Source organism: Pseudomonas glycinis (assembly GCF_054871425.1).
On the sequence record NZ_JBTYHF010000007.1, the window covers coordinates 360567 to 383826 of the forward strand.

At 61.6% G+C, this 23260-nt stretch carries 17 protein-coding genes and 1 pseudogene; 10 read left to right on the forward strand and 8 right to left on the reverse strand.

Annotated elements, in window-relative coordinates:
• Positions 1-241: 241 nt before the first annotated feature.
• The 3 genes from ACYSTU_RS18900 to ACYSTU_RS18910 all read left to right on the forward strand — a co-directional run bounded on the left by ACYSTU_RS18900 (position 242) and on the right by ACYSTU_RS18910 (position 3658).
• Positions 242-1375 (forward strand): lactonase family protein, encoded by a 1134-nt coding sequence (locus ACYSTU_RS18900; protein WP_499000836.1) that lies wholly within the window; start codon positions 242-244, stop codon positions 1373-1375.
• A 118-nt stretch (positions 1376-1493) separates the two neighbouring features.
• Positions 1494-2735 (forward strand): MFS transporter, encoded by a 1242-nt coding sequence (locus tag ACYSTU_RS18905; protein ID WP_499000839.1) that lies wholly within the window; start codon positions 1494-1496, stop codon positions 2733-2735.
• Positions 2736-2881: 146 nt separating this feature from the next.
• Positions 2882-3658, forward strand: a complete 777-nt coding sequence (locus ACYSTU_RS18910) for an alpha/beta fold hydrolase (protein ID WP_024013008.1) — start codon at positions 2882-2884, stop codon at positions 3656-3658.
• Positions 3659-3685: 27 nt separating this feature from the next.
• Here ACYSTU_RS18910 and ACYSTU_RS18915 read toward each other — a convergent pair whose 3' ends face one another.
• Together ACYSTU_RS18915 and ACYSTU_RS18920 are read right to left on the reverse strand one after the other, a co-directional pair.
• The gene (locus tag ACYSTU_RS18915) at positions 3686-4606 is read right to left on the reverse strand and encodes a LysR family transcriptional regulator (protein ID WP_016774781.1); all 921 of its coding nucleotides are present in this window, start codon (positions 4604-4606) and stop codon (positions 3686-3688) included.
• 153 nt (positions 4607-4759) lie between these two features.
• Positions 4760-5389 (reverse strand): glutathione S-transferase family protein, encoded by a 630-nt coding sequence (locus ACYSTU_RS18920; RefSeq protein ID WP_110600537.1) that lies wholly within the window; start codon positions 5387-5389, stop codon positions 4760-4762.
• Between the two features lie 285 nt (positions 5390-5674).
• On the opposite strand from ACYSTU_RS18920, the gene ACYSTU_RS18925 reads away from it, so the two are divergent.
• On the forward strand, positions 5675-7726 hold the full coding sequence (locus ACYSTU_RS18925; protein WP_499000842.1) for a 2Fe-2S iron-sulfur cluster-binding protein: 2052 nt from the start codon (positions 5675-5677) through the stop codon (positions 7724-7726).
• 18 nt (positions 7727-7744) lie between these two features.
• Positions 7745-7957 (forward strand): hypothetical protein, encoded by a 213-nt coding sequence (locus ACYSTU_RS18930; RefSeq protein WP_122610583.1) that lies wholly within the window; start codon positions 7745-7747, stop codon positions 7955-7957.
• Here ACYSTU_RS18930 and gabP read toward each other — a convergent pair.
• Positions 7954-9360, reverse strand: coding sequence for a GABA permease (gene gabP, locus ACYSTU_RS18935; RefSeq protein WP_125927078.1), 1407 nt, complete (start codon positions 9358-9360; stop codon positions 7954-7956). The two genes, ACYSTU_RS18930 and gabP, sit on opposite strands and share 4 nt — an antisense overlap.
• A gap of 235 nt (positions 9361-9595) precedes the next feature.
• On the reverse strand, positions 9596-11722 hold the full coding sequence (locus ACYSTU_RS18940; protein ID WP_499000844.1) for a TonB-dependent siderophore receptor: 2127 nt from the start codon (positions 11720-11722) through the stop codon (positions 9596-9598).
• A gap of 266 nt (positions 11723-11988) precedes the next feature.
• On the opposite strand from ACYSTU_RS18940, the pseudogene paoC reads away from it, so the two are divergent.
• A pseudogene (paoC, locus tag ACYSTU_RS18945) lies at positions 11989-14198 on the forward strand (aldehyde oxidoreductase molybdenum-binding subunit PaoC).
• A 25-nt stretch (positions 14199-14223) separates the two neighbouring features.
• Positions 14224-14556: a hypothetical protein gene (locus ACYSTU_RS18950; RefSeq protein ID WP_499000847.1), complete on the forward strand. Its 333-nt coding sequence runs from the start codon at positions 14224-14226 to the stop codon at positions 14554-14556.
• Between the two features lie 425 nt (positions 14557-14981).
• Here ACYSTU_RS18950 and curR read toward each other — a convergent pair whose 3' ends face one another.
• The gene (gene curR / locus ACYSTU_RS18955; RefSeq protein WP_016770670.1) at positions 14982-15566 is read right to left on the reverse strand and encodes a TetR family transcriptional repressor CurR; all 585 of its coding nucleotides are present in this window, start codon (positions 15564-15566) and stop codon (positions 14982-14984) included.
• 212 nt (positions 15567-15778) lie between these two features.
• Between curR and ACYSTU_RS18960 the strand changes: the two genes are divergently transcribed.
• From ACYSTU_RS18960 to ACYSTU_RS18970, 3 genes are all read left to right on the forward strand, one after another.
• A complete protein-coding gene (locus ACYSTU_RS18960) occupies positions 15779-16456 on the forward strand; it encodes a type 1 glutamine amidotransferase domain-containing protein (protein WP_499000850.1) in 678 nt (225 codons plus the stop codon).
• A gap of 102 nt (positions 16457-16558) precedes the next feature.
• Positions 16559-17680 carry an alkene reductase gene (locus ACYSTU_RS18965; protein WP_499000853.1) on the forward strand — a complete coding sequence of 374 codons (1122 nt, stop codon included), beginning with the start codon at positions 16559-16561 and terminating at the stop codon, positions 17678-17680.
• Positions 17681-17874: 194 nt separating this feature from the next.
• A complete protein-coding gene (locus ACYSTU_RS18970; RefSeq protein ID WP_499000856.1) occupies positions 17875-19413 on the forward strand; it encodes a cryptochrome/photolyase family protein in 1539 nt (512 codons plus the stop codon).
• Between the two features lie 6 nt (positions 19414-19419).
• Here the strand turns inward: ACYSTU_RS18970 and ACYSTU_RS18975 are convergent, their stop codons facing one another.
• The 3 genes from ACYSTU_RS18975 to ACYSTU_RS18985 all read right to left on the reverse strand — a co-directional run bounded on the left by ACYSTU_RS18975 (position 19420) and on the right by ACYSTU_RS18985 (position 23252).
• Entirely contained in the window at positions 19420-20922 is a 1503-nt protein-coding gene (locus ACYSTU_RS18975; RefSeq protein ID WP_499000859.1) for a sensor domain-containing diguanylate cyclase, read from the reverse strand.
• Positions 20923-21052: 130 nt separating this feature from the next.
• Positions 21053-21958 carry a LysR family transcriptional regulator gene (locus ACYSTU_RS18980; protein WP_016774792.1) on the reverse strand — a complete coding sequence of 302 codons (906 nt, stop codon included), beginning with the start codon at positions 21956-21958 and terminating at the stop codon, positions 21053-21055.
• Positions 21959-22052: 94 nt separating this feature from the next.
• Positions 22053-23252, reverse strand: coding sequence for an MFS transporter (locus tag ACYSTU_RS18985; RefSeq protein WP_258710008.1), 1200 nt, complete (start codon positions 23250-23252; stop codon positions 22053-22055).
• Between the last annotated feature and the right edge of the window lie 8 nt (positions 23253-23260).

Sequence of the window (23260 nt, forward strand, 5' to 3'; positions counted from 1 at the left end):
TGAGAGTTGTTGCACTGCGCACATTAGGTAGGATGTCGTACAACAACGCTAACGGGAGAGTATGTAGAAATGTGTCAAACCTCAATCACGACCACCCTCTCCGATCATTTCTGCTGATCAAAATCATCTAGAACAAGCACGTCGAATAAGCGTAGCGACGTTACAGGCCCACGAAATAGCCATTGATGGCTCAGCCAATCACTCATAGTGATGACTGATCACAACAACAATAAGGCTGGAAATGATGAAAAGAATGCTCTTGATCGCTGCGCTCGCCTCCACGTTGAGCGTGACGGCTAACGCCGCTACTTACGCTTACATCTCAAGCCCCGGTGACGGTCTGATCTCGCAATACCGCCTCGATCAGAACAACGGCGCACTCACCCTTATTGAACAGGTTCAGGCCGGTGATCAGGTCAATCCCATGGCGCTCACCCCGGACGGCAAAGTGCTGTTTGCAGCGTTGCGGGTCAAGCCTTTCCAGGTTTTGGGCTATCAGATCGACTCCAAAAGCGGGCACCTGACAAAATTCACCCAAGCGCCCCTGGCAGAGAGCATGGCCTACCTGTCGACCGATCGAAAAGGTCGCTACCTGCTCGCCGCGTCCTACGGCGCCGATACCCTCAGCGTTCAAAAGATCGGCGAAGATCATCAACCTTGCGCCAACATCCTGCGTTATCCGACCGGCCTGCACGCGCATTCGATTCGCACCGAGCCGAGCAATCGCTTTGCCTACGCCGGTAACCTGGGCACCGACAAGGTGCTGCAATACCGCCTGGACGCCAAGACTGGCGAGCTCAGCCCGATCGGCAACGGCTCGGTCAGTGTTCCGGAGAAAACCGGCCCTCGGCACCTGGCGTTCTCGCCCAACGGCAAATTCCTTTACGTCGTCGGTGAAATGAGCGGCACCGTGACTGCGTTTTCAATCGACGAGGCCAGCGGTGCGTTGACCCGAATCGCTGAAGCCAATGGCATTCCCGAGCGATTGAAACTGGCCCACGGCGAAGTCCGTGATGCACGCAACAACGACCTGAAAGACGACCCGACCCGGCGCATCTGGGCTGCCGACCTGCGCATGTCGCCGGATGGAAAACTGCTGCTGATGAGTGAGCGCACCAGCAGCAGCGTTTCGGCATTTGCCGTGGATCCGGCAACCGGAGGACTGAAGTTCCTCGATAACTACTCAGTGCAGGAACAACAACCACGCAATATCGCCTTCTCCCCCGATGGCCACTGGCTGCTGGTGACGGGCGAGAAAAGCGCCAAGGTCGGTACGTACGCGGTGAGCAAGGATGGCGCGCTGAAGCGTGTCGGTGAAGCGGCCTCCGGCAAAGGCGCATTATGGATAGAAATACTGCAAACGCCTGACGCTTGAATATCTGCGGAGCAGCAACTGCTCCGCCGTTCTGCAACTAATCCCCCGCCGCTTCGGTCATTAGGTTTGCCGAGGTTGATACATTTACGCAGACCTCACTTTCAAGAGACTGCCCCCCGTGATCAGCCATCTCGATCGCCGCAACAACCGCTCGCTGGACAGTCTGAATTTCTTTCTCGCCGATGTCCGCGACGGCCTCGGGCCGTACCTCGCCATCTACTTGCTCGCCGTACACCACTGGGACCCGGCCAGCATCGGTGTGGTCATGACTCTCGCCGGTATCGCCGCGCTGGTCACGCAGACGCCCGCTGGTGCGCTGGTTGACAGCAGCCGGGCGAAACGTGCGCTGATCATCATCGCCGCGCTGTTGGTGACGGTGAGTTGTCTGCTGCTGCCGTTCATTTCCTCATTCCGTCTGGTGGCGTTGACTCAAGCCTTGAGCGCGGCGGCAGCGTCAATTTTCGCCCCGGCGATTTCCGCGATCACCCTGGGCATCACCGGCCCACGAGCATTCACCCGGCGTACCGGTCGCAACGAGACGTTCAACCACGCCGGCAACGCGTGCGCAGCGTTGTTGGCCGGTTTGTTTGCGTATCTGTTCGGTCCGGTGGCGGTGTTTTATCTGATGGCGGTCATGGCATTGGCGAGCGTGATTGCCGTGCTGTTCGTCTCGGCCGAGGCGATAGATCACGACGTCGCGCGCGGTTTGCAGCCTGGCGATCAAAGCCATCAGCCGTCCGGGTTCAAGGTACTGCTGAGCAATCGCCCGTTGCTGATGTTTGCCCTGTGCTGCGCGCTGTTCCACTTGGCCAACGCGGCGATGCTGCCGCTGGTGAGCCAGAAACTCGCCCAAGCCAACTTGCACATGGCCACACCGCTGACGTCGGCGTGCATCGTCGCCGCGCAACTGGTGATGGTGCCGATGGCGCTGCTGGCCGGTGCGAAAGCCGATGTCTGGGGGCGCAAACCGTTATTGCTGGCGGGTTTTCTGATCCTGCCGCTGCGTGGCTTGCTCTACACCTTCTCGGATGATCCGTACTGGCTGGTCGCCGTGCAGCTGCTCGACGGCGTCGGCGCTGGGCTGTTCGGTGCGCTGTTACCGGTGATGGTCAAAGATCTGACCCTCGGCTCCGGGCATTTCAATGTCAGCCTCGGCGCGCTGACCACAGCGTTTGGCCTGGGCGCGGCGCTGAGCAATGGGCTGGCCGGTTTTGTCGTCGAGGCCGCCGGTTACAGCGCGGCATTCCTGACCCTTGCCGGGGTTGCAGCGGCTGCATTCCTGCTGCTGTTGATCGCTGTTCCGGAAACGCTGCAGCGGACTGAAAAGTTCGAGTCCGCTGCACTGCTCAGCCAAAACTGAGCGGTTTGTATCAACATGTAGCATTTGCCGACCCAGATACACACGCATGCGAAGTTCGGCCGTGCGCACACACAACTGACACATTTAGCGCGCTAAATACCACTGTCGCTTCCATTCCTACCTTAACCAATCGACAGGACATCACCATGAACAAAGTCTTCGCTACCCTCGCCCTCACCGCCGCCATGTTCGGCGCCACCGCAGCGTTCGCCGCGCCGGTCAAACCTACCGTGGTGCTGGTACACGGCGCATTCGCCGATTCGAGCAGCTGGAACGGCGTGGTCAAGATTCTCGAGAAGGATGGCTACCCGGTGATCGCCGCCGCCAACCCGCTGCGCTCGGTCAAGGGTGATGCGCAATCGGTGGCGGATGTGCTGGCCAGCGTGAAAACTCCGGTGGTGTTGGTCGGCCACTCTTACGGTGGCCCGGTGATCAGCGAAGCCGCTTACGGCAATGCCAATGTCAAAGCGCTGGTGTACGTCGCCGCGTTCGCCCCGGAAAAGGGTGAAACCGCAGCCGAATTGTCCGGCCGCTTCCCTGGCAGCACCCTTGGCCCGACCCTGTCGGCCCCGGTTGAGCTGGCCGATGGTGGCAAGGATTTGTACATCCAGCAGGACAAATTCCATGAGCAGTTCGCTGCCGATGTTTCCCCTGCTGATGCGAAGTTGATGGCCGCGACCCAGCGCCCGGTGACCGTCGCCGCGCTCAACGAAGCCGCCACCGAGCCTGCATGGAAAACCGTGCCGTCGTACTTCGTCTACGGTGACCAGGACAAGAACATCCCGGCGCAAGCCCTGGCGTTCATGGCCGAGCGCGCGCACTCCAAGCAGACCGTCGTGGTCAAAGGCGCCTCGCACGTGGTGATGGTGTCCAACCCGAAAGCCGTCGCCAGCCTGATCGAAACCGCTGCGGCCGCGAAGTGATCCAGCGCTGAGTTGAACCTTCAAGCCCTAGCCGTGAACCCTGTTCACGGCTTTCAGCGCTGGGTGGTGTTGCAGCCGCTCGCTGAGAAAGTCCACGAACGTGCGCACCTTCGCCGGTACGCGCGGATGTTTCAGATAGACCAGTTGCACCGGTAACGCCGGCGGCTCAAAGGCCTGCAACACCAATTCCAGTTCACCGGCCGCAACCTGGCTGGCGACTTGATAAGACAGCACCCGGGTAATGCCCCAACCGGAACTGGCGATGTTGATCGCCGCCTGATTCGCCGTGACCACCAGACGCGGTTCGAAGCGAAAACTCAACGGGCCATCGGCATGGGCGAATTGCCAATCGCTGAGCAAATGACTGGCGGACGACATGACGATATTGGCGCGGCTCAGCTCGTTCGGATGTTGCGGTCGGCCATAGCGGGCGAAGTAATCCGGCGTGCCGCAAATCACCTGACGGACCTCACCGACCTTGATCGCATGCTGATTGTTCTCGTGCAGATGGCCGATGCGTACGGCGACATCAATACCCTCTTCCGCCATGTTCACCACGCGATCGACCAGCAAAGCCTTCAGATGCACCGAAGGAAACGCATCGACGTATTGCGCCAGCAACGGCGCGATGAACAGCTCGCCAAACAGCACCGACGCGGTCACGCTCAAATGCCCGCACGGCACCCGATAACTGCCGGCGGCCGCCTCCTCGGCTTCGTCGACGTCGCACAGAATTCTTCGGCAATCGTCCAGATAACGATGCCCGGCTTCGGTCAGGTGCAGGCTGCGCGTGGTGCGCGACAACAGGCGCGTGCCGATGCGTTGCTCCAGCGCGGCAATGGCGCGGGTGACGCTGGGGGGCGAGGTGTTCAAACGCCGGGCCGCCGCCGCAAAGCCACCCTCCTCGGCCACGGCCAGGAACATGCGCATTTCCTGAAAACGATCCATAGGTGGGAACCTGTAAAAAACTTCGAAAACACAGTGAAATCATGTGGGAGCGAGCCTGCTCGCGAAGGCATTCTGTCAGTCAACATCACCGTTGAATGACACACCGCTTTCGCGAGCAGGCTCGCTCCCACAGGGGATGTGCATCGTTTTGAATCAAGCTGTTTGCAGGCCCACCGCTGTGCGCTGCATGCCGACGAATTTCGGCAGCGCCTCGACCCGCGCTAGCCACGCCCGCACATTCGGATATTCATCCAGCGAGACATTGCCTTCCGGCGCGTGGGCGACGTAAGTGTAGGCGGCCACATCGGCAACGGTTGCCTTGTCGCCGGCAAGGAACGCGCTGTTGGCCAACTCGTCTTCCATCACTTGCAATAAAGCGTGGGAACGCTTGATCGCATCAGCCGCGTCGTAACCGGCGCCGAACACCGTGATCAAGCGCGCTGTGGCCGGGCCGGAGCTGATCTGCCCGGCTGCCACCGATAACCAGCGTTGCACCTTGGCTTGCTCAACCGGATCGCTCGGCAGCCACTGGCCGTTGCCGTATTTACTCGCCAGATAAACCAGAATGCCGTTGGAATCCGCGAGCACCGTGCCGTTGTCATCAATCACCGGCACCTGGCCGAAACGATTGAGGGCGAGGAATTCAGGGGTTTTGTGGGCGCCCTTCATCAGGTCGACGAACACCAGTTCGGTCGGCACATCCAGCAGGGACAACATCAACTCGACGCGATGCGAGTGGCCGGACAACGGATGGCGGTACAGTTTGACGGCTGACTGAGACATGACGTGCTCCTGGATTATTTGAGGTCGACCCGCTGATCGTGTCGATGGAGCTCATCCTCCTCCCCTGCCGCAAATCGCGGAATCCTCAGCCAATACAATCGAGCATTTCAGCCAGTGAAATAATCACCCGCCTTCTTAGGCGCGCGCAGGGATCATTTCACCGAGTGAAACAGTGGATTGCAGTTTCTGGCCATTCCCTCGCAACCGGCCGAGGGCGAACATGAGCCCACTTGAGCTTCAGCCCCTGGCGGCTCACCGGCCCGTTTGCACCCGAGGAGAATCGAAATGGACACAGCGTCGAAACCGCAGCCCTCGCCCTGGCATGAAGGTGAGCTGACCCTGCAACGTGCCGTCGGCGCGGTGGAGATGATGGTCGGTGTCGGCCAGCGGCAACTGGCCCGCGACTGGATGCCGGACCAGCACCGCGAGTTCTATGCGCAACTGCCCTTCGTCGTGCTCGGCGCTGTCGACAGCCAGGGCGACCCGTGGGCGACGCTGCGCACCGGTCAACCGGGGTTCATGGATTCGCCGTCGCCTCAGGTGCTGAAGATCAAACTCGACGCGCAGCCCAACGACCCGGCCAATCAAGGCCTGCAACCCGGCGATGCGATCGGCATGCTTGGCATCGAGCTGCACACCCGTCGGCGCAATCGCATGAACGGCAATATCAGCCGCCGCGATGACAACATTCTTGAGATCGGCGTCACCCAGGCTTACGGCAACTGCCCGCGCTACATCAATCTGCGCCACTACGCGTTCGTCGATGAGACCACCGACAACGCGCTCGACTTGCCGGTCAGCGAACCCTTGGTGCGCGACATGATCACCGCCGCTGACTCGTTCTACGTGGCCACTTACGTGGTGCGCGACGGCGAGCGCCAAGTCGACGTGTCCCATCGCGGCGGCAAATCCGGCTTCGTGCACATGGACGAGGACGGCACCCTGACCATCCCGGATTTCTCCGGCAATCTGTTCTTCAACACCTTGGGCAACATCCTGCTCAACCCGCGCGCCGGGCTGACCTTTATCGATTTCGAAAGCGGCGATCCGTTGCAGATGACCGGCAGCGCAGAAGTGCTGCTCGACGATCCGCAAATCGCCGCGTTCCAGGGCGCCGAGCGCCTGTGGCGCTTCAAGCCGCAGCGCATCGTTTACCGTCAGGCCGCGCTGCCACTGCGCTGGGCCGAGCAGCCGGAAGGCGATTCGCCCAATTCGCAAATGACCGGCAGCTGGGAACAGACCCGCGAGCGTTTGCAGGCCGAGGCGCTGCGCAATCAATGGCGCGCGCTGCACGTCACGCGGGTGGTCGATGAGAGTCCGCAGATCCGCTCCTTTTACCTGCAAGCCAACGACGGCTTCGGCCTGCCGCGCTTTGAACCGGGCCAGCACTTGCCGATCAAGGTCTTGCTCGACGGTCAGGACGCCGCGTCGATCCGCACCTATAGCGTGTCCAGCGCGCCGTCGGACGAATTCCTGCGCATCAGCGTCAAACGCGATGGCTCGGTGTCTTCGCATCTGCATGATCGGGTTCAGGCACTGGATTTGATCGAAGCCCGCGCGCCGCAAGGCGACTTCACCGTCGACGCCACCGAACGCCGGCCACTGGTGCTGTTGGCCGCTGGCGTTGGGGTGACGCCGTTGCTGTCGATGCTGCGCGAGGTGGTCTATCAGGGCAAACGCATCAGCCGCATGCGCCCGACCTGGGTGGTGCAAAGCAGTCGCACCGTCGAGGATCTGGCCTTTCGCGAAGAAATCGACGCCTTGGCTGCGCGCGCCGGTGACAAGGTCAAGGTGCTGCGCGTGGTCAGCCAGCCGCCGCTGGACGCAACAGCGCAGGGTTACGATCATGCCGGGCGCATCGACGTCGCCCTGCTGAAGAGCCTGCTGCCGCTGGATGACTACGATTTCTACCTGTGCGGCCCGGGCAGCTTCACTCAGGCGCTGTACGACGGCTTGCGCAAAATGCGCATTCCCGACGATCGCATCCACGCCGAAACCTTCGGCCCGTCGACGCTGATCCGCGATGTCGAAATCAGCACCCCGGCGCCGCCGCAGGTGCCGGTCGCCGAAGAACCCGTCAAGGTATTGTTTGCGACGTCCGGCAAGGAAGCACGCTGGGAACCGGGCAGCGGCACCTTGCTGGAACTGGCCGAGGCACGTGGCTTGAATCCGGAGTTCAGCTGTCGCGGCGGCTCGTGCGGCACCTGCAAAACCCGCCTTACCAGCGGCCAGGTGCATTACCTCACCCCGCCGGCCATGCGCCTGGCGGACGACGAAGTGCTGATCTGCTGCGCCGCCCCGGCGCAGGGCAGCGAAACCCTGGTGCTGGACGTTTGAATCATGAGGAGGTGCGCCATGAAGCCGTTTGCCGAAACCAACGTCGTTTGGCCGCAAGAGAACACCGGACTGTCCGCCAGTGAATGCGAACGCAGCTTTTTGCTGCCGCAATTGATGGGTTCACTCGCCGGTGAAACCTGCGCGTTGACGGGCTCATTCAATCAACGTGAGCATCTGCCTTCGAGCCCGAACGGCTGGTTTTCCCGTGGGCTCAAGGCGTTGTTTGCTTAGGCTTTGCTCACCGCAACCACTCTGCCCGTCGGCCGGTGCTGGCGGCTGGTGACCAGGCCAATCAACGAGATCAGCAGCGCCAGGCCAATGGTCGAAGTCACTTCCAGGCGGTGTTCAGGGGTGATCATCATCACTGCCAACGCCGCGCAGATAAAGGCGATGACCAGCCAGGTGAGCCAGGGAAACAGCCACATGCGCAAGGTCATTTCGACCTTTTCCCGTTCCAGCCGGCGGCGCATGCGCAACTGCGAAATGGCGATCACCAGATACACCAGCAAGGCAATTGCGCCGGAGCTGGCGAGCAAGAACTGGAACAAACCGGCCGGCATGAAATAGCTGAGCAAGGTAACGCCTGCGCCGATCACCGTGCTGGCAATGACCGCCGCGCGTGGCACGCCGGCCGCCGAAGTCACCTTCAATGCCGGCGGCGCATCGCCGCGTCGGCCCAGCGAATAGAGCATGCGCGAGGAAATGTAGATCGACGAGTTCATGCAACTGGCCACCGCGATCAACACGACCACGTCGACGAGGAATTTGGCGTTAGGGATATTCATCAATTCCAGTGCGCGCTGGTAGGAACCGACCGAGGCAAGTTGCGGGTCGTTCCACGGCACCACGGAAATCACCACGAAGATCGACAGCAGATAGAAGATGCCGATACGCCAGATTACCGAGCGCGTGGCCTTGGCGATGTTCTGCGCCGGATTGTTCGATTCCGCAGCGGCAATGGTCACCGCTTCGGTGCCGATGAAACTGAACATGATGGTGATGAACGCGCCGACCACTGCCGACATGCCGTTCGGCGCAAAGCCGCCGTGCTCGGCCATCAGCGTGCTCAAGCCACTGGCTTCGCGCTCGGGAATCCAGCCCATCAGCACCGCAAAACCCAGGCCGATGAAACCGATGATCGCGATGACCTTGGCCATGGCGAACCAGAATTCGAACTCGCCGTATTTCGACACGCTGAACAGGTTGGTGATGACCAGCAGCACGATCGACAGCAAGGCGAATAACCATGCATCGACCTGGGGAAACCACTGATTGAGCACGTGCCCGGCGGCCAGTGCTTCGATGGGAATTACCAGCACCCAGAACCACCAGTAGAGCCAGCCGATGGTGAACCCGGCCCAGCGGCCAATGGCTTGATCGGCGTAGGTGGAAAACGAGCCGGTGTCGGGATGCGCCACGGCCATTTCGCCGAGCATGCGCATGACCAGCACGACCAGCAGACCGGAGAACAGATAAGCGAGCAGCACCGCAGGTCCTGCGGCGGCGATGGCGTGGCCTGAGCCAACGAAAAGTCCTGCGCCGATGATGCCGGCAATGGAAAGCATGGTGACGTGACGCGGTTTGAAACCTTGCGCCAACTGACCGTTGGAGTCCTTGGGGTTCAGGCTAGTCATGGGTTCTTATTGTTCTCATGATCGACGTTTGGGCCACTGACTGAGCGTCAGGCGATCATCATTTCCGGTGTCGACATCAGGCGAAAGCTGCGACGCAGACGCTTTGCCGACGAAATGATGCTTCACCTTACGTGGCCCGACCGCCGCGCAACTAGCCTGAGTGCGGCATGCCGATGTCTGATTTCGACATGCCACTCTCAGGCCAGCATGGGTCGGCGGCAACCGCTGCGGCGATTTACAGCGTGTAGGAAATCCCCACCTGCACGGTTCGCGGCGCGCCCGGGTAGGCGTAAACGTTGCCGAAGGCGCCTTCTTCGTAGTCGCGATCGAAGATGTTTTTCACATCGAGATTGAGGCGCACCTTGTCGTTGATCTTGTAGAAGCTCAGCAGGTCGACCACGGTGTAACTGCCCATGGAAAACGCGGTGTTGGCGGTCTGCCCGGCGCGCTCGTCGACGTATTTCAGGCCGGTGCCAAGGCCGAGCCCCTTGAGCGTGCCGTCCTGGAACTCGTACATGTTGAGCAGGCTGAAGCTGTTCTTCGGGATGTTCAGCAGGCGCGTGCCGGAGCGCAGCGTGTTGTCCTTGGTCACTTCCGCGTCGACGTAAGCGTAACCGCCGACCACTCGCCACTCCGGGGTGAGGTTGCCGGTGACATTGACGTCGAAACCACGGCTGCGTACTTCACCGGCGGCGACGCTGAAGGTCGAATCCACCGGGTCGGTGGTCAGCACGTTGCGTTTTTCGATCTGGTAGATCGCCGCGTCGACGCTCAACTGCTGATCCAGCGCTTCCCACTTCACGCCCATCTCGTAGGACTTGCCTTTCTCTGGAGCGAAGCCGCCGCCTTCGCGACTGGCGCCGGTGTTGGGCTTGAACGAGCGCGCGGTGTTGGCGTACACCGCCAGGGTATCGGTCAAATCGTAGGTGACGCCGATACGCGGGGTGACGGCGTTGTCGCTGGCCTGCCAGCTCTTGCCGCCGGGCACGTAGGTTTCGTAATCGTGCTCGAAGCGCTCGAAACGTGCGCCGGCCAGCACTTTCAGTTTGTCGGTCAGGGCGACCTGATCCTGCACGAACGCGGCGTAGGTCTTGAGGTTTTCCTTGTCGTGAGTCGGTGTGCGGGTCAGCGCCGGGCGTGGCTGGCCGAAGACCGGGTTGAAGATGTCGATCGGGTAGGCACTGACCGCGCCGCTGGAGCGCTGGATGATCGACTTGTAGTCGTAATCTTCGTACTCGATGCCGGTGAGCAAGGTGTGCTGCAGACCGCCAGTGTCGAAATGCCCGGTGAGGTTGAGCTGGGTGTCCTTGTCGGTCCATTCCAGCTTGCGGTAGTTGAAGTTACGCCCCAGCGTGCGGCCGTCAGCGGCAATGCCGTTGGCCTCGATCGCATTGCCCTTGAGTGAGCCGTCGAGCCACTGGAAACCGCCGCCCAGGGTCCAGTCGTCGTTGAGCATGTGCTCGAAACGCAGTTGCGCCATGTTGTTGTCGTTGTGCAGCTTGCCGACGTCCTTCTCGCCAAAGAAGGTATCGCGCGAGGCAGTGCCGATCTGCGCCGGGTAGCGCGTCACGCCGCGATCGAGCGGCGCGTTGTTGCGCATGAAATCGCCTTCGAAAATCAGCTTGGTCGCGTCGCTGGCCTGCCAGCTCAGCACCGGCGTGATGCCGTAGCGCTCGGTCTCGACATGATCGCGGAAGGTGTCACCGCCCTCGCCCACCACATTCAAGCGATAGGCCAGACGCCCTTCTTCGTCGAGCGGCCCGGAAGCGTCGAGGGTGCCGCGCTTCATGCCTTGGTCGTTCAACTGGCTGCCTAACGTAACGGTGCGCTCGGGCAACGGTTGTTTCGACACCACGTTGAAGGTACCGCCGGGATCGCCACGGCCATAGAGCATGGTCGCCGGACCGCGCAGCACTTCCAGACGCTCGATGGTATTGGCGTCGGGCATGTTCGGGTAGCCACGGTTGATCGGGAAACCGTTGCGGTAGAACTCACCCGTGGTGAAGCCGCGCACGGTGAACGTGGTCAGGCCCTGACCACCGAAATTGTTCGCCCGACCCACGCCGCCAGCGTAATCCAGCGCATCCTGCAAACGCGTCGCGCCGAGGTCTTCGACGGCATCCTTGGTCACCACGCTGATTGACTGCGGGGTTTCATGAATCGAAGTGTCGGTGCGCGTGGCGCTGGCCGAACGCGTCGCGCGGTAGCCTTGCACCGGGCCGTCTGCCCTTTCGTAGTCCGCTGTGCCGACCACATCGGTGGCTTCCAGCTCAAGCGTTGAAGAAGTCGGTTCGGCTGACTCAGCCCACGAGGAAGAAGACAACGCCTGCAGCACACAAATGGAAAGCAGAGTTCGACGCATGAGGTGAAAACCTTTACGAATAGGCCAGAACGAAGGGCAAAACCGCCAATGAAAACGCGGCGCATGGTATACGGTCGCATTAGTAATTGAAACGTATTCTTATTTGTCATGTTGATCAGGATTGGTGAGCGGGATTCATCACTCCATCCTGAAACCGCGCATTATCAGCAGCGCGTCGATGGCCTAGGCTCGTAGAGATCCGACGTCAATCGATGGCTGCGCCGCGCTACGTGGGCGCCGCCAGCCTGTCTGAAAGGAATTTGCAGATGAAATTCGACACCCCGGCCGGCTCCAATCCGATCGACCAGCTGAACGTCATCGGCCAACCTGCCGACCGCATCGACGGCAAGCTGAAAACCACCGGCACCGCTCCCTACGCCTACGAGCAAAACGCAGCGGTGCCGGACGCCGCCTATGGCTATATCGTCGGCGCCGGGATCGGCAAGGGACGCATTGCCTCGATCGATTCGACGCAAGCGCGGGAGGCGTCCGGGGTAATTGCCATCGTCACTTACGAAAACGCCGGGCCATTGGCCAAAGGCGAGTTTTACGTAGCCAGGGCCTTGGCCGGGCCGCAGGTCGATCACTATCACCAGGCCGTGGCGATTGTCGTCGCGGACACCTTTGAACAGGCCCGTGCGGCCGCCGGCTTGCTCGACATCCGCTACTTGGCCGAACCAGGTTCCTTCGATCTGGCGGCTGCGAAAGACTCCGCAACCCCACCGCCACCGGCCGGCTTCGGCCCGCCGCCGCAGACCAGCGTCGGTGACTTCGAAGGCGCCTTCAACGCTGCGCCAGTGCAAATCGATCAGCACTACAGCACGCCTGACCAGGCCCACGCGATGATGGAACCGCACGCAACCATTGCCCGCTGGAGCGGCACGCAGTTGACCTTGTGGACATCGATCCAACAGATCAACTGGGGCGTGCGCGATCTGGCGAAAACCCTCGGCATCGCCAAGGAAGATGTGCGCCTGATCTCGCCGTATATCGGTGGTGGCTTCGGCGGTAAGGGCACGATTCTTTGCGACGCAGTGTTGGCATCCCTGGCCGCTCGACATGCCGGGCGAGCGGTGAAAGTCGCGCTGCCGCGGCCGCTGATGTTCAACAACCTGACCCATCGTCCGGCGACGCTTCAGCGCCTGCGCATCGTGCCAACCGTGACGGCGTGATCACGGCGATCGGCCACGAGAGCTGGTCGGGCAATCTGCGCGGTGGTCGCGCCGAAGCGGCTACCGCGTCAACCCGCTTGCTTTACGCCGGTGCCAATCGCATGACTCGTTTGAACCTGGCCGTGCTCGATCTCGCCGAGGGTTCGGCGATGCGCGCGCCGGGCGAGGCACCGGGGATGATGGCGCTGGAAATCGCCATGGATGAACTGGCGGAAAAGCTGCAGATGGATCCGCTGCAGTTGCGCATCCTCAACGACTCGCAGGTCGATCCTGAGCAACCGGCGCGGCCGTTCTCCAAACGGCAGTTGGTGGAATGCCTGAACACTGGGGCCGAACGCTTCGGCTGGCGTCAGCGCAACCCTCAACCCGGTCAGCGCCGTGAGGGCGGTTGGCTGATCGGCATCGGGCTGGCCTCGGCGATTCGCGGCGCACCGACGACCGCTTCGGCGGCGCGGGTGCGTCTCGATCGTCAAGGCGTCATCACCGTGGAAACCGACATGACCGACATCGGCACCGGCAGTTACACCATCATCGCCCAGACCGCTGCCGAAATGATGGGCGTGCCGCTGGACCGTGTCGTGGTGCACTTGGGCGATTCGCGGTTTCCGGAATCGTCGGGCTCCGGCGGCCAGTGGGGCGCCGCCTCCTCCACTGCCGGCGTATATGCCGCGTGCGTGAAACTGCGTGAAGCCGCCGCTCACGCCGTCGGGATTGACCCGCAGCAAGCCGAGTTTGTCGACGGGCAAATTCGCGCAGGCTCGCAGCAGGTTGGCTTGGCTCAGGCCGCAGCCAATGGCGAGCTGACGGGCGAGGACCGCATGGAATACGGTGACCTTGCCCAGCGCTTCGCCCAGCAGACCTTCGGCGCGCATTTCGCCGAGGTCGCGGTCAATGCGGCGACCGGCGAAATTCGCCTGCGTCGGCAACTGGCCGTGTGCGCCGCCGGGCGCATCCTCAACCCGAAAACTGCGCGCAGCCAGATCATCGGCGGCATGACCATGGGCGCTGGTGCGGCATTGATGGAAGAGCTGGCGGTGGATCATCGAATCGGCTTTTTCGTCAATCACGATCTGGCCGGATACGAGGTGCCGGTGCACGCCGACATTCCACATCAGGAAGTGATCTTTCTCGATGAAGTCGACCCGTACGCCACCCCGCTGAAGGCCAAAGGCGTCGGTGAGCTGGGTATCAGCGGCGCGGCGGCGGCGATCGCCAATGCGATCTATAACGCTTGCGGCGTGCGGGTGCGCGATTATCCGATTACGCTGGATAAACTCATCGGCGAGTTGTCCTACCCGGTCTGAGACTGGATCACGCAGGATATCGCCCATGTACCCCACCACCCCCGATGGCCGCTATTTTGTGGTCAAGCAGCAACTCTGGCGTTGCAGCAATCCAGCGCTGCCAGCCGCCGAGCGTGAGGCATTTGTAGCCGAACTCATGTCAGCGCGGCGTGCGGTCAAAGAGGCGAAGCGTGCGGAGGATGCACAGGCGTTGAAGTCGGCGAGAGCTCGCGTCAACGACGCCAAAGTCGCGCTGGGTGAACGCGGGCCGGTGTGGTGGGATGACGACAGCCCGGATTACAACCGATTCAAAGTGAGCAATACACCGTATGCGCAGTGGTTTGCCCAACTGCCGGACAAGAACGGCGGACCTGCCTGAGTACTGATGGCCTGCAGAGCCCCAATCAAACAAGCAACGCAGGTCCCCTGTGGGAGCGAGCCTGCTCGCGAATGCGTTGGGTCAGGCGATGAAGATGTTGAATGTGCCGACGTCTTCGCGAGCAGGCTCGCTCCCACAGTGGATTTTGCGTGTCGCCGGGATTTGGCACACGCCGCGAAAACCTGTGGGAGCGAGCTTGCTCGCGAAGGCGTTGGGTCAGTTAAAGAAGATGTTGGATGTGCCGCCGCCTTCGCGAGCAGGCTCGCTCCCACAGTGGATTTTGCATGTCGCCGGGATTTGGCACACGCCGCGAAAACCTGTGGGAGCGAGCCTGCTCGCGAATGCATTGGGTCAGTTAAAGAAGATGTTGGATGTGCCGCCGTCTTCGCGAGCAGGCTCACTCCTACAGGAACCAGCGGCGAGGCTCAGACTTGCAACAACTGCCGGGTCATCGCCATCGAGGTTTCCAGCGACTGTCCGGTGCGCTGCAATTTGTTCAGCAAACTGGCGCCGAGCCAGAGCTGATACAGCGTCTCCGCCAACTTCCGCGCATCTCCCTCCGGCAGGCTTTTGTCGGTCTGGCCTTGTTCGATGCATTCGGTGATGCGCGCGACGATGCGTTCGGCGCCGTCGCGCAGGGTCAGGCGCATTGATTCGGAGAGATCGGCGACTTCGGCGCTGAGTTTCACCACCAGGCATTCATCGCCGTGGCCTTCGAGGGTGCAGCGGTTCTGCCAGCCCTGCCAGTAATCCATCAAACGCTCGAAGGCCGTCAGCCCAGGCAATGTCAGGCGGCGCTCCATATCGGCAAGGTAGTCGACGAAGTAATCCTCGAGCAGCGCCTGGCCGTACAACTCCTTGGATTTGAAGTAGTGATAGAACGAGCCCTTGGGCACGCCGGCGGTCTGCAGGATCTCGTTGAGGCCGACGCTGGTGAAGCCCTTCTCGGCCATCATCCGGTGGCCGGTGTCGAGCAAGTGTTGGCGGGTGTCGTCAAAGGTCGGCTTCATGGTGCGCAAAATTCCAGACAATAGACCAGTCGTATAGTTTTCAGGACCGGGAGTTTGCCATAACCGACGGGCAAAAACATTTTCTGAAAAAATTACTAGACGACTGGTCTAATTGGAAACTATGCTGCGCCCCGACACACAAATTCATGCGGCACCGACAACAAGCGAATCCCTCGCCTTCTGCCGATGCCAGACCAACCCAAGGGTGCTCTATGAAAATCTTGATGGTTCTGACTTCCCACGATCAACTCGGCAACACTGGCAAGAAAACCGGTTTCTGGCTGGAAGAGTTTGCCGCGCCCTACTACGCCTTCAAGGACGCCGGCGCCGATGTCACCCTGGTATCGCCTGCCGGCGGCCAGCCTCCGCTCGATCCGAAAAGCGATGAGCCAAGCGCGCAGACTGCCGAGACCGATCGCTTCCGCGCTGATCCGGCCGCACAACAGGCACTCGCCACCACCGGCCGTTTGGCTGAGGTGAAGGCCGAAGATTTCGACGCAGTGTTCTTCCCAGGTGGCCACGGCCCGCTGTGGGATCTGGCCGAAGACAAGGCCTCGATCGCGCTGATCGAAGCCTTCGACCGCGCCAACAAACCTCACGGTTTTGTCTGCCACGCACCCGGCGTGTTGCGTCATGTGGTGCGCGCTGACGGCCAGCCAATCGTCAACGATCGCGACGTCACCGGTTTCACCAATGCCGAAGAGGCTGCAGTCGGCCTGACTGACGTGGTGCCGTTCCTCATCGAAGACGAGTTTCAGCGCCTTGGCGGGCGCTATTCGAAAGTCGCCGACTGGCAAGTGCATGTGGTGGCTGACGGTCAACTGGTCACCGGCCAGAACCCGGCCAGCTCCGCCGCCGTTGCCGAAAAGCTGTTGAAGATGCTCGGCTGAATCCAGCGCTCTAACCCGATCAACGCCGCGTGCGTACAGCCCGGCGTTGTTTTTTTGCCCAGTCACTAGTCGACTGGTCTAATCAGATTCAAGGCTTACTCCATGAATAACGCTTTTTTCACGCCCGCTAAATTGGGCAACCACACCCTGAAAAACCGCATCGTCCTGCCGCCTCTCACCCGCCAGCGCAGCACGCAGCCGGGCAATGTCGCCAACGAGTTGATGGCCGAGTATTACCAGCAGCGCGCCGGTGCCGGTTTGCTGGTCACCGAAGGCACGCAGATCGAACCGCGTGGTCAGGGTTATGCGTGGACGCCGGGCATTCACACGCCGGAGCAGATCGCCGGTTGGCGCAAAGTCACCGAGGCGGTGCACGCCGTGGATGGCGTGATCTTCGCCCAGCTCTGGCATGTCGGTCGGGTCTCGCACACGGCGTTGCAGCCCAACGGCGATGCGCCGGTGTCGGCCTCTGCGGTCGCCACGGATCGCGTCAGCGTGTTCATCGAAACCGCGCCCGGTGTCGGTGAACTGGTGCCGCCATCCGCTCCGCGCGCGTTGAGCACCGATGAAGTGCAGGAACTGATTCAGCTGTACATCCAGGCCGCGCGCAACGCGATGGAGGCGGGTTTCGACGGCATCGAACTGCATTGCGCCAACGGTTATCTGGTCAACCAGTTCATCTCCGCCCACAGCAACCTGCGCACCGACGAGTACGGCGGCTCGCTGGACAATCGCTTGCGCTTCTTGCGCGAAGTGGTGGCCGGCGTCGCCGAATGCATTGGCAAGGACAAGGTCGGTGTGCGTTTCGCGCCGTTGTTCACTACCACCGATGAAGCGCGGACATACCTGGGCCTGGTCGAGGAAGATCCGCACACAACTTACATTGCCGCGATCAAGATTCTTGAAGACGTCGGCATCGCCTACCTGTCGATCGCCGAAGCCGACTGGGACAACGCGCCAGCGATGCCGCAGACCTTTCGCCAGGCCGTACGCGACACCTTCAGCGGCGCGATCATTTATGCCGGTCGCTACACCGCCAAAACCGGCGCGCAATTGCTTGAGTCGGGGCTGGCGGATCTGGTCGCGTTTGGCCGACCGTTCATGGCCAACCCGGACCTGCCGGCGCGGATTGCCAATGACTGGCCGTTGAATCAGTTGAATCCGGCGACAGTGTATGGCGGTGGTGCCGAGGGCTACATCGACTATCCGACCTACCCCGCCTAAGAACCCACCCAACTCCCTGTGGGAGCGAGCCTGCTCGCGAAGGCGGTGGGTCAGTCAGCATTTGTATTGACTGACAGGACGCTTTCGCGAGCAGGCTCGCTCCCACTACAGGATGTCAGTGGCCGCTAAAACCTATACATAACAAACAATCTGTATAACTATTGGAGTTCGAATCTCTAACCGGACTTCGCTCCATGCCCCCTGCCCACCGCTTGCTCCTGATCCTCGGCGACCAGCTCTCTTTCGACCTGGCCTCCCTGCAGCCACTCGATCCCCAGCACGACCTGCTGCTGATGGTCGAGGTCATGGAGGAAGCGACTCACGTCGCCCATCATCCGCAAAAGATCGCTCTGATCTTCAGCGCCATGCGCCACTTTGCCGAGGCGTTGCGCGATAAAGGCTACCGCGTCCAGTACGTCACCCTCGATGACCCGGACAACAGCGGCTCAATTCCCGGCGAACTACAGCGCTGGCAAACCCTCACCGGCGCCGAACAGATTCATATCACCGAATGCGGCGACTGGCGCCTTGAGCAGTCAATCAAAGATTCGGGCTTGCCCGTGCATTGGCACTCAGACCGCCGTTTTCTCTGCTCCCGCGAAGAGTTCTCCAATTGGGCCAGCGGCAAGAAACAGCTGCGCATGGAGTTTTTCTACCGCGAGATGCGGCGCAAGAGTCGGCTGCTACTCAATGGCGACGGCACGCCGGTCGGCGGTGCGTGGAATTTCGATGCGGAGAATCGCAAGGCCCTGCCCAAACACGCCAAACCGCCCTACCCGGCACGTTTCGCCAATGATGCAATCACCCAAGAGGTGCTGGCGTTGGTCGGCGAGCGCTTCGCCAGCCATTACGGCACGCTGGACGACTTCAATTACCCGGTGACCAACGCCGACGCCCAAGCCTTGTGGCAATACTTTCTCGACTATGCGCTGGCCGGCTTCGGTGACTACCAGGACGCCATGGCCAGCGACGAGCCGTTCCTGTTTCACGCGCGGATCAGCGCGGCGCTGAACATCGGTCTGCTCGATTTGCGTCAGCTGTGCAGCGATGTCGAGGCGGCTTACTGGTCAGGGAGCATCGGCCTCAACGCTGCCGAAGGCTTCATTCGGCAGCTGATCGGCTGGCGCGAATACGTGCGCGGTGTGTACTGGCTGAAGATGCCGGATTACGCCGAGGGCAATGTGTTCGGCAACACGCGCCCGCTGCCGGAGTTCTACTGGACCGGGCAGACACAGATGAACTGCATGCGCCAGGCCATCGGCCAAAGCCTGCAACATGCCTACGCCCACCACATTCAGCGGCTGATGGTAACCGGTAACTTTGCCTTGCTCGCCGGGATTGCGCCGAAGGAAATCTGTGAATGGTATCTGGCGATCTACATGGACGCCTTCGACTGGGTCGAACTGCCCAACACCCTCGGCATGGTCATGCACGCCGACGGCGGTTATCTCGGCTCCAAGCCTTACTGCGCCAGCGGCCAGTACATCAATCGAATGTCGGATTACTGCGGCGACTGCGCCTACAAGGTCAAGGAAAGCAACGCGGACGACGCCTGCCCGTTCAATGCGCTGTACTGGCATTTCCTCATGCGCCACGGCGATATTCTGCGTGGCAATCAGCGCATGGGCATGATGTACAAGAACCTCGACCGCATGCCGCTGGCCAAGCAGGATGCACTGTGGCAACGCGGACAAATGCTGTTGGCGAAACTGGATAGCGGCGAAGCTTTCTAGTGCGCCTCAGGCCTGCCCGGCCATCCCGTTACGCCCCGCCGCTTTCGCGCGGTACAGCGCCTGATCGGCGGTCTGGATCAACGCCGGCAGCGAATCCAGCTGAGCGCCCGCCCCCACCGCCATGCCGATACTCACCGTAATCCGAGCAAACGGACTGCCCGGGTGGGCGATGTTCGCTTGCTGCAAACGTTCGAGCATCAGTTGCGCCACCACCGTCGCACCGGCGCTGTCGGTGGCCGGCATGATCACCGCCATTTCCTCGCCACCGTAGCGCGCGACCAGATCCGAGGGGCGTCGCACGCAGCCTTCAAGAATCTTGCTGACCGCTTGCAGGCAGGCATCGCCGGCGACGTGGCCCAAGGCATCGTTGAACAATTTGAAGTGGTCGATATCGATCATCAGCAAGGCCAGCGAGGTGCCGTCACGCTGCGCCCGCCGCGCTTCCACCGTCAGCGTCTCATCGAAACAGCGGCGGTTGGCCAGGCCGGTCAGCGCATCCTTCAGCGCCAGCAATTCCAGCTGCCGATTGGACGCAAGCAACTGCTGCTGGGCATCGCGCAAGGCTTCTTCAGCCTCAGTGCGGCGGCGGATATCGAGAATCAGGAACCAACCGATAAGCCCGGTCAGCCCCAGCAGCCCGATCACTACCACCGCCGACAGCGCCGCTTCGATACGCCACGCCGCTAGCGCTTCATCCTTGCCCAGGGCCACGGTGGTGATCAGCGGCAGCGTTTCGCTTTTGCGGAACGCGTACAGCCGCTCGACACCGTCGAGGCTGGAGGTGTAGGAGGCAGTGCCGACCGAACGGTCGACGAGGTATTTGGCATAGATCGGCGAACTGGAGAAGTTGCGGCCCATGTCCTGCTCGCGGAACGGGTAGCGCACCAACAGCGTGCCATCGGTGTAAGACAGACCGATCGCGCCGTCCTGGCCAACGTCGAGTTTGCCGAACACCCGCAGGAAGTTTTCCACCCCCAGCGTCACCGCTACCACGCCAGCGAACTGCCCGCCATCGTCGTTGAAGCGCCGACTGATGGTCACCACCCATTCGTGATTGGCACGGCTCTGGATCGGCGGGCCAATGAACGGCTCGCGGCTCGGGCTGTCACGGTGATGAATGAAATAGGCGCGGTCGCTGCTGTTGGCGCCCTCCGGAATCGGTCGATTGGAGGACATCAGCCAATGCCCGTGCCGGTCATAGATGATGATGCCGCTGAGCTGTGGCATCAACGCCTGCTGGCGGTCGATCAGGCTCTGGATGCGCTGAATCTGCGCCGGGCCGTTGCCCTCGGTTTCCAGGCGCTCGACCAGCCCGAGCAAAAGCAGCGAGCTTTGCCGGACGATGCCTTCGGTGTAGGTGTTGAGCGCCTGGGTCAGGTTCAGGCCATGCACGTCGACTTCCGCCAGCGCACGCTCGCGCGAAGACCAGACTTTCCAGATCGTCAGCGAAGTCAGGGAACAGCCGATCACCAGCAGCAGGAGCATTACAAGGCGAGTATCACGCTTCACGTCAGTACCTTAAGGAAGTCCGGTATCCATTCCAGCCATCATTCGAACGTCGGCACTCACGGCGGCCACGTGTTCCGGGGCGCAAGCATACAAGCAGTGTGCAGCGGCTGCAGCAACAGAGTGTGCAGTGCTATGCGGCGGGTTTGAGGATTTCCACCAGAAAATCGATGAACACGTTGATCCGGCTCGAACCACGGTGGTTGGGCAGGTACAGCGCGTTGATGCAACTGCTGGCGCTGCCGGGATTGACCTCGTAGTGCTCAAGCAAGCGCGTCAGGCGCCCGGCGGCGACGTCGTCGCGCACCAGCCAGTCGGCCAGCAGCGCCACCCCGCCACCGCCAATCGCCGCTTCGCGAAGGATGTCGGCGTTGTTGCTTTGCAGGCGGCCCTGGACGTTGAGCTGAATCGGCTCTTCGTCGCCCTGAAAGGTCCAGTGGTGATGGCTGCCGCCGTAATCGAAACGCAGGCATTGGTGCTCAAGCAGATCCCGCGGATGCTCCAGCACGCCGCTGCGCGCCAGATAATCCGGGCTGGCGACAATCCAACGCTGAAAGTGGCCGACGCGTTTGCTGACGATGTCCTCGCTGACTACCGTCGAGCCGAGCCGCACTGAAACGTCGATCTGCTCGCTGAGCAAATCGCTGACCTGATCGCTCAGCGACAGACTGATCTCCAGCCCCGGATGGCGCTCGAGCAAGCGGCTCAGGTGCGGCGCAATCAGTCGCCGGCCAAACTCCACCGGCACACTGATGCGCAAGCGGCCCTGGGCATCACTGCCACGATCGGCGACCACCGCATCGGCTTCGTCGATGGCATCGAGAATGGCCACGGCCTTCTCGAAATAGGTCTGGCCGGCGACGGTCACGCTGGTATTGCGCGTGGTGCGATTGAGCAGGCTGGCGCCCAACTCGTTTTCCAGGCCCGCCACTTGCCGTGTCACCGAAGACGTCGAAATCCCAAGCTTGCGCGCCGCCGAGGAATAGCCCCCGCAGCGCACGGTTTCAACAAACATCTTCAAGGCCAGCAACTTGTCCATAAGCGGGGTCCGGTGGTGAGGGAACGCCGCTGATTGTGCATCAGCGCTCGCCACACGTCTTGTATCGTCGTGCTTGCCGGGCCTCCTCGCGACCTCAGCCATCAGCCTTGCGGCTCAGGAACAGCGCCAGCGCCAACGCCGGCAACACCGCCACGGCAACGGCCGAGAGGTTCCAGCCGAAGTGTTCGTACAGCGGGCTGGCGACCAGTGAACCGAGCGCGCCGCCGACGAAGATGCTGGTCATGTACACCGCATTCAGGCGTGCACGGCTATGCGGGTCGAGGGCGTAGACCTCACGCTGGCCGAGGACCATGTTCAGTTGCACGGCAAAATCCAGCAGCACCGCACACACCACCAGCCACACATAGCCACTGCCCGGTAACGCGGCGATCAACAGTGACAGCGGCGCCAGCAGCAACGCCACCAAGGTACCGCGACGACCGTGCCCGGCATCGGCCAGACGCCCGGCAATTGGCGCGGCAATCGCACCCACCGCACCGACCAGGGCGAAGATCGCCACTTGCGCCTGGCTGAAACCGTGGTGACGCATCAGCTCAATCGGCGCGAGGGTCCAGAACAGGCTGAAACTGGCGAACAGCAAACCCTGATACAGCGAACGCTGGCGCAACACAGAAAAGCGCCGGGCCAGGGCAAACACCGAACCGATCAACGCGACATAAGTGGCTTTGTGCGTCGGTACCCGGCGCGGCAATGCCACAGCGGTAATCAGCGCGATCACCGCCATCAGTGCCGCCGCGCTGTAAAACACCCCGCGCCAGCCGAACACTTCAACCAACAGACTCGACAGTGGCCGCGACAGCAGAATCCCCAAGAGCAGGCCGCTCATGATGTTGCCGACCACGCGGCCCCGGCTGGCTTCCGGTGCCAAATGTGCGGCCAGCGGCACGAGAATCTGCACCGCTACGGATGTCAGGCCGATCAGCAAAGAGAGCAGCAGAAACAGCGACGGCGAATGAGTCAGGCCAGCGCACAACAGCGTCACACTCGCAGCGAGGGTGAAGCCGACCACCAGACGGCGGTTTTCCATCAGGTCGGCCAGCGGCACCAGCAGCAACAAGCCCAGCGCGTAACCGAACTGCGTCAGCGAGACGATCAGGCTGGCATTGGCGCTGGACAGGCCGATCTGCGGGGCGATCAGTTCGACGATGGGTTGTGCGTAATACAGGTTGGCGACGACCGCGCCGCAGCAAAACGCCAGAAACGCGACCATCAGGCCGGAGAGTGAAGCAGGCTGTTCGGCCGGGGCCGCAACGGCAGGGTTGCCCGTAAGCATGGTGACAC

Coding starts and splice junctions, on each gene's coding strand:
- ACYSTU_RS18985 (WP_258710008.1), bottom strand. CDS start 23,252: ATGCTTACGGGCAACCCTGCCGTTGCGGCCCCGGCCGAACAGCCTGCT.
- ACYSTU_RS18900 (WP_499000836.1), top strand. CDS start 242: ATGATGAAAAGAATGCTCTTGATCGCTGCGCTCGCCTCCACGTTGAGC.
- ACYSTU_RS18915 (WP_016774781.1), bottom strand. CDS start 4,606: ATGGATCGTTTTCAGGAAATGCGCATGTTCCTGGCCGTGGCCGAGGAG.
- ACYSTU_RS18965 (WP_499000853.1), top strand. CDS start 16,559: ATGAATAACGCTTTTTTCACGCCCGCTAAATTGGGCAACCACACCCTG.
- ACYSTU_RS18950 (WP_499000847.1), top strand. CDS start 14,224: ATGTACCCCACCACCCCCGATGGCCGCTATTTTGTGGTCAAGCAGCAA.
- ACYSTU_RS18930 (WP_122610583.1), top strand. CDS start 7,745: ATGAAGCCGTTTGCCGAAACCAACGTCGTTTGGCCGCAAGAGAACACC.
- ACYSTU_RS18970 (WP_499000856.1), top strand. CDS start 17,875: ATGCCCCCTGCCCACCGCTTGCTCCTGATCCTCGGCGACCAGCTCTCT.
- ACYSTU_RS18925 (WP_499000842.1), top strand. CDS start 5,675: ATGGACACAGCGTCGAAACCGCAGCCCTCGCCCTGGCATGAAGGTGAG.
- ACYSTU_RS18920 (WP_110600537.1), bottom strand. CDS start 5,389: ATGTCTCAGTCAGCCGTCAAACTGTACCGCCATCCGTTGTCCGGCCAC.
- ACYSTU_RS18940 (WP_499000844.1), bottom strand. CDS start 11,722: ATGCGTCGAACTCTGCTTTCCATTTGTGTGCTGCAGGCGTTGTCTTCT.
- ACYSTU_RS18910 (WP_024013008.1), top strand. CDS start 2,882: ATGAACAAAGTCTTCGCTACCCTCGCCCTCACCGCCGCCATGTTCGGC.
- gabP (WP_125927078.1), bottom strand. CDS start 9,360: ATGACTAGCCTGAACCCCAAGGACTCCAACGGTCAGTTGGCGCAAGGT.
- ACYSTU_RS18980 (WP_016774792.1), bottom strand. CDS start 21,958: ATGGACAAGTTGCTGGCCTTGAAGATGTTTGTTGAAACCGTGCGCTGC.
- ACYSTU_RS18960 (WP_499000850.1), top strand. CDS start 15,779: ATGAAAATCTTGATGGTTCTGACTTCCCACGATCAACTCGGCAACACT.
- curR (WP_016770670.1), bottom strand. CDS start 15,566: ATGAAGCCGACCTTTGACGACACCCGCCAACACTTGCTCGACACCGGC.